The sequence below is a fragment of the Sphingomonas sp. URJC2 genome, assembly GCF_059803575.1.
The window spans coordinates 45,626-61,155 of sequence record NZ_JAPFGX010000006.1 but is presented as its reverse complement, the minus strand read 5'-3'; the positions used below and the strand labels follow the sequence as shown (position 1 = coordinate 61,155).

Annotated in this window: 12 protein-coding genes; 6 read left to right on the top strand and 6 right to left on the bottom strand. The window is 69.4% G+C overall.

Annotated features, from left to right (window positions below):
* The first annotated feature begins 336 nt into the window (after positions 1-336).
* The 6 genes from OPU66_RS04475 to OPU66_RS04450 are packed head-to-tail and all read left to right on the top strand — an operon-like array spanning position 337 to position 9,922.
* Positions 337-2,136, top strand: coding sequence for an alpha-amylase family glycosyl hydrolase (locus OPU66_RS04475; protein WP_498552433.1), 1,800 nt, complete (start codon positions 337-339; stop codon positions 2,134-2,136).
* Positions 2,136-3,743: an alpha-amylase family glycosyl hydrolase gene (locus tag OPU66_RS04470; RefSeq protein ID WP_498552400.1), complete on the top strand. Its 1,608-nt coding sequence runs from the start codon at positions 2,136-2,138 to the stop codon at positions 3,741-3,743. Before OPU66_RS04475 ends, OPU66_RS04470 begins: the two co-directional genes overlap by 1 nt.
* Positions 3,740-5,791: a glycoside hydrolase family 97 protein gene (locus OPU66_RS04465; RefSeq protein WP_498552399.1), complete on the top strand. Its 2,052-nt coding sequence runs from the start codon at positions 3,740-3,742 to the stop codon at positions 5,789-5,791. Before OPU66_RS04470 ends, OPU66_RS04465 begins: the two co-directional genes overlap by 4 nt.
* The gene (locus OPU66_RS04460; RefSeq protein WP_498552398.1) at positions 5,788-7,353 is read left to right on the top strand and encodes a tryptophan halogenase family protein; all 1,566 of its coding nucleotides are present in this window, start codon (positions 5,788-5,790) and stop codon (positions 7,351-7,353) included. Before OPU66_RS04465 ends, OPU66_RS04460 begins: the two co-directional genes overlap by 4 nt.
* Positions 7,335-8,663, top strand: coding sequence for a sugar MFS transporter (locus tag OPU66_RS04455; RefSeq protein ID WP_498552397.1), 1,329 nt, complete (start codon positions 7,335-7,337; stop codon positions 8,661-8,663). Before OPU66_RS04460 ends, OPU66_RS04455 begins: the two co-directional genes overlap by 19 nt.
* Entirely contained in the window at positions 8,660-9,922 is a 1,263-nt protein-coding gene (locus tag OPU66_RS04450) for a cation:proton antiporter (RefSeq protein WP_498552396.1), read from the top strand. The genes OPU66_RS04455 and OPU66_RS04450 overlap by 4 nt, the downstream gene beginning before the upstream one ends.
* A 14-nt stretch (positions 9,923-9,936) precedes the next feature.
* Here the strand turns inward: OPU66_RS04450 and OPU66_RS04445 are convergent, their stop codons facing one another.
* The 6 genes from OPU66_RS04445 to cyoB are packed head-to-tail and all read right to left on the bottom strand — an operon-like array spanning position 9,937 to position 15,516.
* The gene (locus OPU66_RS04445) at positions 9,937-10,476 is read right to left on the bottom strand and encodes a response regulator transcription factor (RefSeq protein ID WP_498552395.1); all 540 of its coding nucleotides are present in this window, start codon (positions 10,474-10,476) and stop codon (positions 9,937-9,939) included.
* Entirely contained in the window at positions 10,473-11,801 is a 1,329-nt protein-coding gene (locus OPU66_RS04440; RefSeq protein ID WP_498552394.1) for an ATP-binding protein, read from the bottom strand. Before OPU66_RS04440 ends, OPU66_RS04445 begins: the two co-directional genes overlap by 4 nt.
* Positions 11,798-12,448 (bottom strand): SURF1 family protein, encoded by a 651-nt coding sequence (locus tag OPU66_RS04435; protein ID WP_498552432.1) that lies wholly within the window; start codon positions 12,446-12,448, stop codon positions 11,798-11,800. The genes OPU66_RS04440 and OPU66_RS04435 overlap by 4 nt, the downstream gene beginning before the upstream one ends.
* A gap of 53 nt (positions 12,449-12,501) precedes the next feature.
* Entirely contained in the window at positions 12,502-12,879 is a 378-nt protein-coding gene (cyoD, locus tag OPU66_RS04430; protein ID WP_498552393.1) for a cytochrome o ubiquinol oxidase subunit IV, read from the bottom strand.
* Positions 12,876-13,490: a cytochrome o ubiquinol oxidase subunit III gene (gene cyoC / locus OPU66_RS04425; RefSeq protein ID WP_498552431.1), complete on the bottom strand. Its 615-nt coding sequence runs from the start codon at positions 13,488-13,490 to the stop codon at positions 12,876-12,878. The genes cyoD and cyoC overlap by 4 nt, the downstream gene beginning before the upstream one ends.
* Positions 13,491-13,509: 19 nt before the next feature.
* Positions 13,510-15,516, bottom strand: coding sequence for a cytochrome o ubiquinol oxidase subunit I (cyoB, locus tag OPU66_RS04420; protein ID WP_498552392.1), 2,007 nt, complete (start codon positions 15,514-15,516; stop codon positions 13,510-13,512).
* Between the last annotated feature and the right edge of the window lie 14 nt (positions 15,517-15,530).

Genomic DNA, 15,530 nt, shown 5'->3' with positions numbered 1-15,530 from the left:
GCGCGCGGCGCGTTCGACGACGGGCTGGCTTCGGTGCGCGCGCTCGCCGATCCGGTGCAGGCCAATGCCGCCGCCCTGCTCGTGCTGGTGTCGCGCACCGATGTCGAGCGGCTGGGCGAAATCCATGCCGCCGGGGCGACCCATTATCTGGCCAGCCCGTTCGGCGAGGCGGAGCTGGCGCAGGCGCTGCTGTTTGCCGCCCGCCATGCCGAGCGGCTGGGCGTGCGCGTGCAGCCGCGCCAGATCCAGCCGCTGGCATGGAGCGGCGGCGCGGACGGCGTGATCCTGTCGCCGGGGCTTGCCCGGCTGATCGATGCGCCCGGCGAGCGGCTGCCGGTGCGCGCGGCGCTGGCGCTGCTCGGTTCCGGCGCGGGGGCGGCGGACGCCGATCCGCTCGCCCGGCTGCGCGCCCGCCCGCCCGAGGACGAGCTGATCTATTTCCTGCTCCCCGACCGGTTCGAAAATGGCGATCCCGCCAATGACAGGGGTGGCCTGTCCGGCCCGCGCGAGGTCACGGGCTTCGATCCCGCGCACAAGGGCTTTTTCCAGGGCGGCGATCTGCGCGGGCTGACGGCGCGGCTCGATTATATTCAGGGGCTGGGCGCGACGGCGATCTGGCTGGGACCGGTGTTCCGCAACAAGCCGGTGCAAGGGCCGAAGGGAGCCGAGAGCGCCGGCTATCACGGCTATTGGGTGACCGATTTCACCACCGTCGATCCGCATTTCGGCACCGAGGCGGAGTTTCGCGCGCTGATCGACGCCGCGCACCGGCGCGGCATGAAGGTCTATATGGACATCATCGCCAATCACACGGCCGATGTGATCCTGTACCGCGAATGCGCGCCCTGCGCCTATCGGTCGCGCGCCGATTATCCCTATCAGGCAAAAGGCGGGCTGGCCGGCCCGGCGATCAATCCGGGCTTTGCCGGCGATCATGTCCGCACCGCCGAAAACTTCGCCCGGCTGACCGATCCCGGCTACGCCTATACCCCCTATGTGCCGGCGGGCGAGGAGCGGGTGAAGCAGCCCGGCTGGCTCAACGATCCGCGCCTCTATCACAATCGCGGCAACTCGACCTTTCAGGGCGAAAGCTCGACCATGGGCGATTTTGCCGGTCTCGACGATCTGATGACCGAGCATCCGCGCGTCGTCGCCGGGATGATCGAGATTTACGGCAGCTGGATCGACCGGTTCGGCATCGACGGCTTCCGCATCGACACCGCCCAGCATGTGAACCCCGAATTCTGGGCCGCGTTCGTGCCGGCGATGCGCGCACGCGCGGCAGCGCGCGGCATTCCGAACTTCCACATTTTCGGCGAGATCGCGTTTGGCGAGGTCGATCCGGGGCGCAGCGCGCGCCACACCCGCGTCGATGGCCTGCCGTCGGTGCTCGATTTCGCGTTCCAGACCGCGATTGCCGAAACCGTGGCCGAAGGCCGGCCGACCGCGCGGCTGGCGCGGCTGTTCTTCGGCGATCCGCTCTATGAAGGCGGGGCGGCGGCGGCGCGCGCGCTGCCGACCTTTCTGGGCAATCACGATATCGGCCGGTTCGGCTGGTTCGTCGCCCGCGCCAATCCGGGTGCTGCGGCGGACGAGCTGTACCGGCGCACGCTGCTCGGCCACCGGATGCTGCTCACCCTGCGCGGCGTGCCGACCATCTATGCCGGCGACGAACAGGGCTATGTCGGCACCGGCGGCGATCAGGATGCGCGCGCCGCCATGTTCCCGACCCGGGTGGCCGCCCAGGCGCGCGAGGCGCGGCTGGGCACCGACCGGCTGGTCGGCGATGGCGGCTTCGACCCCGGCCATCCGCTCTACCGCGACATTGCCGCGCTCGCCCGGCTGCGCGCGGCGCATCCGGCGCTTCGCCGCGGCGCGCAGCAGCTGCGCCATGCCGAAGACAATGGCCCCGGTCTGTTCGCCGTCTCCCGCTTCGATCCCGACACCGGGCGCGAATATGTGATCGCGTTCAACACCGCCACCCGCCCGCTGACCGCAGCGGTCGCGGTCGAGACCCGGTCCGCCCGTTTCACCCCGCTGCTCGGCGACTGTCCGGCGGCCGCCGCGCGGCCGGGCAGCATCCTGCTCACCATCGCGCCGCTCGGATCCGTGATCTGCGCGGCTGAGGGCCCCTGATGTCGACATCCCCCATCATCCTGCCTGCGACCGGCCAGCCCTGGTGGCGCGGCGCGACCATCTACCAGATCTATCCGCGCAGCTTTGCGGATTCGAACGGCGACGGGATCGGCGATCTGCCCGGCATCACCGCGCGGCTCGATCATGTCGCGCGGCTGGGGGTGGATGCGATCTGGCTGTCGCCCTTCTTCCGCTCGCCGATGCGCGATTTCGGCTATGACGTTGCCGATTACTGCGATGTCGATCCGATCTTCGGCACGCTGGCCGATTTCGACGCGCTGGTCGCCCGCGCCCACCGGCTGGGGCTGAAGGTCATTATCGACCAGGTCTATTCGCACACTTCCGACCAGCATCGCTGGTTCGCCGACAGCCGTTCCGGCCGCGATGCCGACAAGGCGGACTGGTATGTCTGGGCCGATCCCCGGCCCGATGGCACGCCGCCGTCGAACTGGCAGTCGGTGTTCGGCGGCCCGGCATGGACCTGGGATGCGCGGCGCGGCCAATATTATCTGCACAATTTCCTGTCGTCGCAGCCCGATCTCAACTGCCACAATCCCGAAGTGCAGGCGGCGCTGCTGGGGGTCGCGCGCTTCTGGCTCGACCGGGGTGTCGACGGCTTCCGGCTCGATGCGCTCAACTTCACGATGCATGACCCGGCGCTGACCGACAATCCGCCCGCGCCCGATCACGGCCGGCCGCGCACCCGGCCGTTCGATTTCCAGCAGCATCTGCACAATCAGAGCCATGCCGACATCCCCGCCTTTATCGAGCGGCTGCGCGCGGTGATCGACGATTATCCGGACCGGTTCACCGTCGCCGAGGTCGGCGGCCCCGATCCCGATCCCGAGATGAAGGCGTTCACCGCCGGCGACCGGCGGCTGAACTCCGCCTACAGCTTCGATTTCCTCTATGCCGACCGGCTGACCCCGACGCTGGTGGCCGACGCCGTTTCCCGCTGGCCCGATAGGCCGGGGCTGGGCTGGCCGAGCTGGGCGTTTTCCAACCATGATGCGCCGCGCTGCATCTCGCGCTGGGTCGCGCCCGAGGGGCGGGAGGGGTTTGCGCGGCTGGCGCTGCTGCTGCTGATGTGCCTGCGCGGCAACCCGATCCTGTATCAGGGCGAGGAACTGGGCCTGACCCAGGTCGAGATCGGCTTTGCCGATCTGCGCGACCCCGAAGCGATCGCCAACTGGCCGCTGACCCTGTCGCGCGACGGGGCGCGCACGCCGATGCCCTGGGCGGCGGAGGCGCCGGGGCTGGGCTTTTCGACCGCGCGGCCCTGGCTGCCGCTGGGGCCGGATCACGCCCCGCTGGCGGTCGACCGGCAGGATGCCGATCCCGGATCATTGCTCAACCTCGCCCGGCGGCTGATCCGCTTCCGTGCCGCGCAGCCGGCGCTGCGCTGGGGCGATCTGGAGGTGCTGCGCGCCGATGAGCGGGTGCTGGTCATCGCGCGGCGGCACGAAACGGCGCGGCTGACCTGCCTGTTCAACCTGAGCGACGATCCGGTGCTGGTCGACACGCCGCCCGGCCCGGTGCTGATCGGCGTCGGTGATGCCGCGCCGGGGCGGCTTGGCCCGCATGCGGCGATGGTGATCGGCGGATGAGCGCGCGCCCAATGCTGCGCCGGCTGCTGGCGGCGATGCTGCTGGCCGCCGCGCCGTCCGCGCTGCTGGCCGCGCCGCTCAGCGTCACCTCGCCCGACGGGCGGATCGAGGTCGTGGTCGATACCGACAATGAGGGGCGGGCAAGCTATGCCGTCCGCCGGGGCGGGGCGGCGATCATCGCCCCGTCGCGGCTGGGGTTCCTGTTTTCCGATCAGCGCAAGTTCGAGCGCGGGCTGGTGCTGACCGATGCCGGGCGCACCACCCGCGACGAAAGCTGGGAACAGCCCTGGGGCGAATGGCGGCGGATCCGCAGCCATCACAACGAGTTGCGCGTGCGGATGCGCGAGGCGGGCGCGCCGGGCCGGGTGATTGATCTGGTGATCCGCGTGCAGGATGACGGGCTGGGCCTGCGTTATGAAATGCCTGCCCAGCGGGGCCTTGGCGACACACGGATCGCCGAGGAACTGACCGAGTTCAACTTCGCCCAGCCCGGCACCGCCTGGTGGAAGCCCGCCTTTCTGTGGAACCGCGAGGAATATCTGTACGAGCGCACGCCGCTCGATGCGGTCGGCACCGCGGCGACGCCGCTGTCGGTGCGGCTGGCCGATGGCACCCATGTCGCGCTGCACGAGGCGGCGCTGGTCGATTATGCCGGCATGGCGGTGATGCGCACCGGCGGCACCGGCTTTCGCGCGGTGCTGACCCCGGCGGCCGAAGGGGCGAAGGTCGTCCGCACCGGCCCCTGGGCGACGCCGTGGCGGACGCTGATCATCGCCGACGATGCGCCCGGCCTGTATATGAGCCATTTGATGCTCAACCTGAACGCGCCGTCGCGCATCGCCGACACCGGCTGGATCCGGCCGGGCAAGTTCGTCGGCGTGTGGTGGAACATGATCAAGGGCGAATGGAGCTGGGCGCGCGGCCCGCGCCACGGTGCCACCACCGCCAATGTCCGCCGCTATATCGATTTCGCCGCCGCGAACGGCTTTGACGGCGTCCTTGTCGAAGGCTGGAACATCGGCTGGGACGGCGACTGGTTCGGCAATGGCAATGCGATGGATTTCACCCGCCCGACCGAGGATTTCGATCTGGCGGCGATGGCCGCCCATGCGCGGCGGCGCGGGGTGCGGCTGATCGGCCATCACGAGACCGGTGGCGCGGTCAGCCATTATGAGGACCAGCTCGACCGCGCCTTCGCCTTTGCCGCCCGTCATGGCGAGGCGGTGGTCAAGACCGGCTATGTCACCGATGCCGGGCAGATCGAACGCCGGCTGGCCGATGGCCGGGTGCTGCGCGAATGGCATGAGGGCCAGTGGATGGTCGGCCATCATCTGCGCGTTCTGGAGGCGGCGGCCCGCCACCTTGTGGCGATCGACGCGCATGAACCGGTAAAGGGCACGGGCCTGCACCGCACCTATCCCAACTGGCTGGCGCGCGAGGGATCGCGCGGGATGGAATATAACGCCTGGGGCGGCAAGAACCCGCCGGGGCATGAAGCGGCGCTGGTGTTCACCCGCATGCTCGAAGGGCCGATGGACTTTACGCCGGGCATCGTCAGCCTGACCGGGCAGGATGGCAGCGCGATCCTGTCGACCCTTGCCAAGCAGCTGGCGCTGTATGTCGTGCTCTATTCGCCGCTGCAGATGGCCGCCGACACGCCCGAGGCCTATGCCCGCGCGCCCGCGGCGCTGGCGTTCATCCGCGCCGTGCCGACCGACTGGGAGGAGACGCGCGTGCTGTCGGGCGCGATCGGCGAGCATGTGACCATCGCCCGCAAGGCGCGCGGCGGCGATGACTGGGCGCTGGGCGCGGTGACCGACGGCAGCGCGCGGACGGTGCCGGTGACGCTCGACTTCCTCGATGCCGGGCGCGGCTATCAGGCGGTGATCCACCGCGACGCAGCCGCCGGCCCCGCTGCCGATATGGACAGCCGCCACCGGATGATCGTCGAAACCCGCACCGTCAGGCGCGGCGACACGCTGTCGATCCCGATGGCCCCGGGCGGCGGCTATGCGGTGCTGATCCGCCCGGTCGCGGCCCGGCGATGACCGGCCCCGCTGCCCAGATCGGCGAAGTGCCGCCCGGGCTGCACATCGCCGTGCTGGGCGGCGGCACGGCCGGGTGGATGGCGGCCTGCCTGATCGCCCGGCGCTGGCCCGGCGCGGCGGTGACGGTGATCGAGGATCCGGCGATCGGCATCATCGGGGTGGGGGAGGGATCGACCCCGCAGCTCAAGGCGCTGTTCGACACGCTCGGCATTGCCGAGGCGGACTGGATGCCGCGCTGCCGGGCCACGTTCAAGCATGGCATCCGGTTCGACGGCTGGTCCGACCGGCCGGGGCATGCCAGCTATTTCCACCCCTTTGCCGGGCCGCTCGACCTGCACAGCGCGCCCCTGTTCTTCGACCTGTGCCAGGCCCGTCAACAGGGGCTTGACGTGCCCGCCCATCCGGACCGGTTCTTCCTGTCGGCCCGGCTCGCCGCCGAGCGCAAGGCACCGCATCCGCACGAGAATTTCCCGTTTCAGCCGGGCTATGGCTATCATTTCGACTCCGCGCTGATCGGCCGGGTGCTGGCCGAACATGCGGTCGACAGGCTCGGCGTGCGCCATGTTGCGCGCAATGTCCGCGGCGCGGAGGTGGAGGACGGGCGGATCGCCCGGCTGGTGCTGGCCGATGATGCGCCGCTTGCCGCCGATCTGTTCATCGACGCCAGCGGCTTTCGCGCGCTGCTCGCCGGCGATGCGCTCAAGGTGCCGTTCCGATCCTTTGCCGATCTGCTGTTTAACGACCGCGCGGTGGTGCTGCCCGGCCCGGTCGCGCCCGATGGCCCGGAGACGCAGACCCGCGCCACCGCCCTGTCCGCCGGCTGGGCCTGGGCGATCCCGCTCCAGCACCGCACCGGCCATGGTTATGTCTATTCGTCGCGCCATCTCGACGCCGATGCCGCCGAGGCGGAGCTGCGCGCCCATCTCGGGCTGGACGGGGCCGATGCGCCGCCCGCGCGCCAGCTGACGATGCGGGTCGGGCGGCTGGCCGACAGCTGGACGGCAAACTGCCTTGTCATCGGCCTTGCGCAGGGCTTTGTCGAGCCGCTGGAGGCGACGGCGCTGCATATCGTGCAGGCGACGGTCGAAGGGTTTATCCAGGCGTTCGAGGCCGGCGGCTTCACCGCGCAGCACCGGGCCGCGTTCAACCGCCGCATCGCCGCGCGCATCGATGGCATCCGCGATTACATCGTCTGCCATTACCGGATGAACGGCCGCCGCGACACGCCCTATTGGCGCGAGGCGGCGGCGCTGACCGGCCTGTCGGCCGAACTCGATGCGCTGCTGGCGGCCTGGTCGGCAGGGGCCGATCTGGGCGCGGTGATCGAGCGGCTGGGCATTGGCGGCATCTATGCGCCCATGTCCTGGTATTGCCTGCTTGCCGGCTATGGCGCCTTTGCCGGGCCGGCGCGGGCCGCGCCGCCGCCCGCCCTTGCCGCGCGGTTGGATGCGGTGGATGATTTTCTGCGCCGCGCGGCGCGCAACTTTGGCGACCAGAATGCATGTCTGGCGCAGATGGCCGGGGCGGCCGGGAAGGACGGGGAATGGCGGGCGCAGCGATGACGGCACGGATGGAGGTGCCCGACACCGGGGCCGGCGCGCGCGGCGTCGATGCGCCGGACCTGAGGCTGTTCGTGTTCGCGCTGTTCTTCATCTTTGGCGGGATCACCAGCCTCAACGACGTACTGATCCCCAAGCTCAAAGAGCTGTTCACGCTCAGCTATGCCGAGGCGATGCTCGTCCAGTCGGCGTTTTTCGCCGCCTATTTCGTCGTCTCGCTGCCTGCTGCCGCGCTCGTCCGGCGCATCGGCTATCTGCGTGCCGCAGCGCTTGGGCTGGTGACGATGATGGCCGGGTGCCTGTTGTTCATCCCCGCATCGCTGTCGGGCCGGTTCGCGCTGTTCCTCGCAGCGCTGTTCGTGCTCGCAAGCGGCATCACGACCGTGCAGGTGGTCGCCAATCCGCTGATCTCGCTGCTCGGCCCGGCGCGTTCGACGCCCAGCCGGCTGACCTTTGCGCAGGCGTTCAACGCGCTTGGCACCACCGTCTTCCCGCTGCTCGGCGCATCGCTGATCCTGGGATCGCTGGCGACGGTCGATCCGGCGCGGCTCGCCGGCCATGCGCTGATCGCCTATCGCGCGGCGGAAACGCAGATGATCGTGCGCACCTATCTGGGGCTGGCGGCGGTGATCCTGCTCGTCGCGCTCCTCGTCTGGCGGCGGCGCGACCGGCTGGCGGGCAATGGCGCGGACGGCGCGGCCATCGCCGATGCCGGGGCTGCCGCACGGAAGAACCGGCTGCCGGCGGGGATCGATCTGCTCGCCCGGCCGCGCTTCGGCCTCGGGGCGATGGCGATCTTTCTCTATGTGGGGGCGGAGGTCGCGATCGGATCGGTGATCGTCAACTACCTGATGCAGGCCGATGTGCTGGGCCTTGGCGAGCGCGCGGCGGGGCAGCATGTGCCGCTTTACTGGGGCGGCGCGCTGATCGGCCGGTTCGCCGGAGCCGCGCTGATGCGCCGCATTGCTCCGGGAGCGATGCTGGCGGGGGTCGCGGCGGGGGCGATCGCCTTGCTGGCCGTCGCGGCAGCGGCGCAGGGTGCGCTGTCCGGCTATGCGCTGCTTGCCATCGGCCTGTGCAACGCGATCATGTTCCCGACCATTTTCAGCCTTGCCTGCGCCGGGCTGGGGCCGCGGGCGGCGGACGGATCGGGCCTGATCTGCGTGATGATCGTCGGCGGGGCGCTGATCCCGCCGCTCACCGGCCATGTCGCCGATCTGGCCGGGCTCAGGGCGGCGCTGCTGGTGCCGGCGCTGTGCTATGGCGCGATTGCGGGGTTCGGCCTGTTCGCGCGGCGGACCGCCGCCCAATGAGCGCCGCTGCCCAGCTGCTTGTCCAGGCGGCGTTGCTGATCGCCGGGCCATGGCTGTTGTGGCGGCTGTTCGGTCTGGCGCGGATCGTGCCGCTCGCGGTGCTGCAGATCGTGACCGGCGTGCTGCTCGGCCCGGCGATCCTCGGCCGGATCGCGCCCGCGGTGCAGGGGGCGATCTTCCCGCCCGGCGCGACGGCGGCGATCGGCACGGTCGCGCAGCTTGGCGTGGTATTCTATGCCTTTGCGACCGCGATGCATCTCGACAGCCTGATGCTGCGACGCAGCCGGGGTCTGGCGCTGATGGCGGCCGGATCCTTCCTTGTGCCGCTGGCCGCCGGGTTCGCGCTGGCCGTGCCGCTGGCGCGGGTCTGGCCCGATACATTGCCGGCGGGAACGCCATTCGGCCTTTATGCGGCGGCCATCGCGCTGTTGCTGGCGGTCACCGCGCTGCCGGTGCTGGCGGCGCTGCTTGATGAGCTGGGGCTGATCGGCACCGGCTTTGGCCAGCGTGCGCTCGGCCTTGCGGCGGTCACCGATGCCGGCATGTGGCTCTGCGTCGCCGCGATCCTGATGCTGGCCGGCGGTGCGGGCGTTGGCGGGACGGGCGGCGGGGGGCAGGCGGCGGCATTGCTGTGGCTGCCCGCTTACGCCCTGCTGCTATGGGCGGCGGGGCGCGGCCTTGGCTGGCTGGCGGGGCGGGGCGATGGCAGCGCGCCGCTGATCGTCGGGGCCGGTTTTGCCGCGCTGTCGGCGGCGCTTGCCGACATGATCGGGCTGGGCGCGGTGATCGGCGCGTTTGCCGCCGGCATGATGATGCCCGCCCGGCTGCGCGCGGACATGCGCGCGCGGATCGAATGGCCGTCGCTGTATCTGCTGATGCCGTTTTTCTTCATGGCGACGGGGCTGCGCATCACCGCCGATCTGCTGTCGCCCGCGCTGATCGCGCTGGTGCTGACGCTCACGCTTGCGGCGGTGATTGCCAAGGTGGCCGGGGTCGCGCTGGCCGCGCGGATCGCCGGCCTGCCCCGGCGCGAGGGGCTGGCGCTGGGCGTCGCGCTCCAGACCAAGGGGCTGATGGAGGTGCTGGTCGCGACCATCCTGGTCGAACGCGGCGTGATCGGCGAGGCGCTGTTCGCGCCGCTGATCCTGATGGCGCTGGCCTGCACGGTGCTGACCGGCCCGCTGCTGCGCCTGCTTGCGCCCGCTTGTGAACGGCCGGAGGTGCCGCTGACCGACGGGGCGGTCGCGCCGGGCCGCTGAGCCGGCGAGGGCGCTCAGCGCAGCTGGCGCTTCTCCAGCTTCCGGGCAAGCGTGCGGCGGTGCATCCCCAGCCGCCGGGCGGCCTCGGAGATGTTGAACTCGGTTTCCACCAGCACCTGATGGATATGTTCCCATTCGACCGTCTTGATCGAGGATTGGCGGCCATCGACCGGGGCGTCGACATCGCCGCCGATGCGCGCGAACGCCGCCTCGATATCGTCGGTGTTGGACGGCTTGGCGAGATAGTGATCGGCGCCGAGCTTGATCGCCTCGACCGCCGTGGCGATGCTCGCGAAACCGGTGAGCACGACGATCCGCGCGTCGGGCAGCGCCTGGCGCAGCGTCTGGACACAGGCGAGCCCCGATGCGCCGCCGGCCAGTTTCAGATCGACGACCGCATGGCTGGGGCGCGCCCCGGTCGCGAGCAGGGCCGCCAGCTGGTCATGCCCGGTCGCGGTCGCCACCTGATAGCCGCGCCGTTCGAACGAGCGGGCAAGGGTGCGGGCAAAGGCGGGATCGTCCTCGACGATCAGCAGAAGGGGCGGCGCGCTCATGCGCCCGCCCGGTCGGGCACGGTCAGCGCCGCCAGCGGCAGCCGGATCGTCACCCGCGCGCCGCCTTCGGGCAGGTTGGTGCCCGCGGCGGTGCCGCCCAGCTTCCTGACCACATTGACCAGCAGGAACAGCCCCAGCCCCGCCCCCGGCCGGTCCTTGGTCGAGCGATAGGGGCGGCCGAACCCGTCGAGCAGATCGGCGGGAAAGCCCGGTCCCCGGTCGGTCACGCTCAGCACCAGCGCCCTGCCGGCGAGCGTCGCGTGCAGGCCGACCCAGTCGGGCGACACCTCGGCGGCATTGTCGATCGCGGTGCCGATCACCTGGCGCAACGCGGGGTCCGACAGGATCGGCAGGTCGGTGGCAAGATCGTCGGTCAGCTCCAGCCGGCGCAGCCCGCGCACCCCCTGCCATTCAGCGACGATGCCGGCCAGAAAGGCGCGCAGCGTCGTGCGTTCGGTCGCCTCGCCGCGCGCCTCGCCGGCCGACATCAGGATGCCGCTGACGATGGTCTTGCAGCGCCGGATCGCGGCCTCCATGTCCTCGATATCATCGGCAAGCGCCGGCTGGTCCTGCACCTCGGGCAATGTCCGCCAGTCATTGACCAGCACCGACAGCGTCGCGAGCGGCGTCCCCAGCTCATGCGCCGCGCCCGAGGCGAGCAGCCCCATGCGGATGATGTGATCCTCCTCCGCCGCGCGCTGGCGGATCGCGGCCAGCGCGGCGTCGCGTTCCTTGAGGTTGCGGGCGATGCGGGTGACGAACGCGACCAGCAGGATCACGATCAGGATGAAGCTGACGATGCTGCCCTGAAGATAAAGGCCAAGCGGCTGCGCGTCATAGGGCGGCGGCAGCTCGAGCGGCACCGGATCGACCGCCAGCACGAACAGCGCGAACAGGCTTGCCCCCACCACCGCCCAGGACGCGCCAGAGGGCAGCAGCACCGCGCCGATCACCACCTGAAGCAGAAACAGCCAGACGAACGGATTGGCGAGCCCGCCGGTGAAATGCAGCTGCCAGGTCAGCGCGCCGACATCGAACAGCAAAGCGGCAAGCAGCGCAGGCTCGGACACCGACTGGCGGCGGCGCAGCGCCGGCAGGCTGATCAGATTGATCGCGACCAGCAGCAGCAATGTGCCGATCAGCGGCGCGAGCGGCAGCCTGATCCCCATCGGCCCGTGCACGACCAGGATCGTCGCCAGCTGCCCGCCCACCGCCAGCCAGCGCAGCTGGACGAGCAGCGCCATGTTGCGGAGGCCCGCGTCAGGCGCGGCATCCGGGGGTGCGGCTTCTGGAGGAGCGGCGGGGTCCGGGGCGGCGATGCTCACCCGCGCCGCCATAGCAGAGCCGCGCCCAGCCCGCACCCCGCCGCCAGCGCCAGCCAGGTGAGCGCATAGACGAGATGATTGTCGGCAAAGCGCACGACCGTCAGCCCGCCAACCGGGAGCCCGCCGCGATTGGGCGTCGCATCGGCATCGATGAAATAGGGCGCGGCCCGGCCCAGCCGCCGTGCGGCGGCGATGGCGGCCACGTCGCGCGAATGCCAGCGGTCGCGCGCCGGATCATTGGCGCGCAGAAAACCGCCGCCCGGCTCGCTCAGCCGCAACAGCCCGGTGATGCTGACCGGCCCCGCGCCATTGCCCGCGCGCCGTTGTGCCGGATCGCGCGCGGCGGCGGGCACGAAGCCGCGATTGACGAGCACGGTAAAGCCGTGCCCGACCAGCGGGGTCAGCACCCAATAGCCGCTGCCGCGCTGCGTCACCGCCTGCACCAGCGTCTCGCGGTCATGCCGGAACGTGCCGGTGACGGTGATACGGCGATAGGCGTCGCGCGCGGCGCTGATCGCGGCCCAGTCCGCCGGGCCGGGGGCGGGGACGGGCGGGGCGCGCAGCCGTGCCTCGACCTGCGCGATCAACGCCTGTTTCCACGCCATGCGTCTGAACTGCCAGACGCCAAGCGCAATGCCGGCGAGCATCAGGATCAGCAGCCCGCCGGTCAGCACGATGCGCGCGGCCGACGGGCGCGCGCTCACGGCATCGCGGCCGTGTCGTGCGCCATCGGCATCATGTTGCTGTTCAGATGGCTCATCACCCACAGCGATCCCGCCAGCATGATCATCACGACGATGATCGTGAAGATGAGCGAGGTCATCGTCCAGCCGCCTTCGGCCCTGGGGGTCATGTGCAGGAAGAACACCATGTGGACGATGATCTGGGCAACCGCCAGCGCCATCACCAGCACGGCGGTGAGGGTGGCCGACAGCGCCCCCGTCATCACCAGTGCGAACGGGATCGCGGTCAGCGCCACCGACAGGGCAAAGCCGATCGTGTAATCGCGCATCGAGGCATGGGGAATTTCGGCCCCGCCATGGCCGCCATGCGGATCGCCGTGCAGTTCAGCGCTCATCGCACCATCCCCAGCAGATAGACAAACGTGAAGACGCCGATCCAGATGACGTCAAGGAAATGCCAGAACAGGCTGAGACAGGCGACGCGCCGCTGATTGGCGGCGATCAGCCCGTGCCGGCCCAGCTGGACGAACAGCGTCACCAGCCACACCAGCCCGAAGGTGACGTGCAGCCCGTGCGTGCCGACCAGCGTGAAAAACGCCGACAGAAAGGCGCTGCGCTGCGGCGTCGCGCCCAGATGGATCAGATGCGCAAACTCATAGAGTTCGATGGCAAGGAACGCCGCCCCGAACAGGCCGGTGACCGCCAGCCACAGCCGGGTCTGGCCCAGCCGCCGCTGCTGCATCGCGATCATCGCCATGCCGTAGGTGAGCGACGACATCAGCAGCATCGCGGTGTTGAGCGCGACCAGCTTCAGGTCGAACAGGTCCTTCGGCCCCGGCCCGGCGGCCAGATTGCCGCCCAGCACCGCATAGCAGGCGAACAGGATCGCGAAGATGAGACAGTCGCTCATCAGATAGATCCAGAAGCCGAGCATCGTGCTGTGCCCCTCGGCATGGGGATGCTCGTCCAGCTCGTAATGGACGCGCGGCTGGCCGGGGGCGGTCATGGGGGCGGCGTGCATCGGATCAGGCTCCTGCCACATGCGGCTGGCCGGTGCGCCATGCCTCGGTCGCCGCGACCTCGGCCGCCGGGATATGATAATCGCGCTTGTAGTTGAAGCTGTGCGCGATCGCGGTGCCGATCAGCGCCACGAAGCTCAAACCGGCAAGCCACCAGATGTGCCAGACCAGCGCAAAACCGCAGACGGTGCTGATCGCCGCCAGAATGACGCCCGCGCCGGTATTGGCCGGCATATGGATGTCCTTGAACCCGGTGACCGGATGCTGCGCGCCCGCCGCCTTCATGTCGTACCAGGCATCGAGCGCATGGATGCGCGGGGTGAAGGCGAAGTTATAGGCGGGCGGCGGCGAGGTCGTCGCCCATTCGAGCGTGCGCCCGTCCCAGCTGTCGCCGCTTGCCTCGCGCAGCTCGTCGCGCTTCCAGATGCTGACCGCGAACTGGACGAGCATCGCGGCGATGCCGACCGCGATCAGCGCCGCGCCGATGGCGGCGATTGCGAACCAGATCTGCAGATCGGGATCGTCGAACACCCGCATCCGCCGCGTGACGCCCATCAGCCCGAGGACATAGAGCGGCGCAAAGGCCAGCCAGAAGCCGGTGACCCAGCACCAGAAGCTGACAATGCCCCAGCGCTTTTCCAGCCGGAAGCCGAACGCCTTGGGCCACCAGTAATTGATCGCCGCAAAGATGCCGAACAGCACCCCGCCGATGATGACATTGTGGAAATGCGCGATCAGGAACAGCGAGTTGTGCAGCACGAAATCGGCCGGCGGCACGGCAAGCAGCACCCCGGTCATGCCGCCCACGGTAAAGGTGAGCATGAACGCGACCGTCCACATCATCGGCAGTTCGAAGCGGATGCGGCCGCGATACATTGTGAACAGCCAGTTGAACAGCTTGGCCCCGGTCGGGATCGAGATCACCATCGTGGTGATGCCGAAAAAGCTGTTGACGCTCGCGCCCGATCCCATGGTGAAGAAATGGTGCAGCCAGACGATATAGCTCAGGATCGTGATGACGACCGTGGCATAGACCATCGAGGTATAGCCGAACAGCTTCTTGCCCGAAAAGGTCGAGGTGACTTCGCTGAACACGCCGAACAGCGGCAGGATCAGAATGTAAACCTCCGGATGGCCCCAGATCCAGATCAGGTTCACATACATCATCGACGACCCGCCAAAGTCGTTGGTGAAGAAGTTGGTGCCGGCATAACGGTCGAGGCCGAGCAGGGTCAGCACCGCGGTCAGCACCGGGAAGCTGGCGACGATCAGGATGTTGGCGCACAGTGACGTCCAGGTGAACACCGGCATCTTCATCAGGCCCATGCCCGGCGCGCGCAGCTTCAGGATGGTGACGATCAGGTTGATGCCCGACAGCGTCGTGCCCACCCCGGCGATCTGCAATGCCCAGATATAGTAATCGACGCCGACGCTGGGGCTGTAGGCGATGCCCGACAGCGGCGGATAGGCGAGCCAGCCGGTCGCCGCGAACTCGCCGATGAACAGCGACGCCATCACCAGCACCGCCCCCGCCGTCGTCATCCAGAAGCTGAAATTGTTGAGGAACGGGAATGACACGTCGCGCGCGCCGATCTGCAGCGGCACGATATAGTTCATCAGCCCGGTGATGAACGGCATCGCGACGAAGAAGATCATGATCACGCCGTGCGCGGTGAAGATCTGATCGTAATGATGGGCGTTCAGATAGCCTTCGGAGCCGCCGAACGCCATCACCTGCTGCAACCGCATCATCACCGCATCGGCAAAGCCGCGCAGGAACATCACCAGCCCGAGGATCATGTACATGATCCCGATCTTCTTGTGATCGACGGTGGTGAACCATTCGGACCACAAATAGCCCCAGAGCCGGTAGCGGGTGATCCCGGCGACCAGCCCCAGCCCGCCCAGCACCACGACCACCATGGTGGCGAGCACGATGGGATCGTGCGGCAGCGCGGCCAGCGACAGCTTGCCGAGCAGCGGCGAGGTTTCGGGGACGGAGAGGGCGCTCATGGCGGCAGATCCTG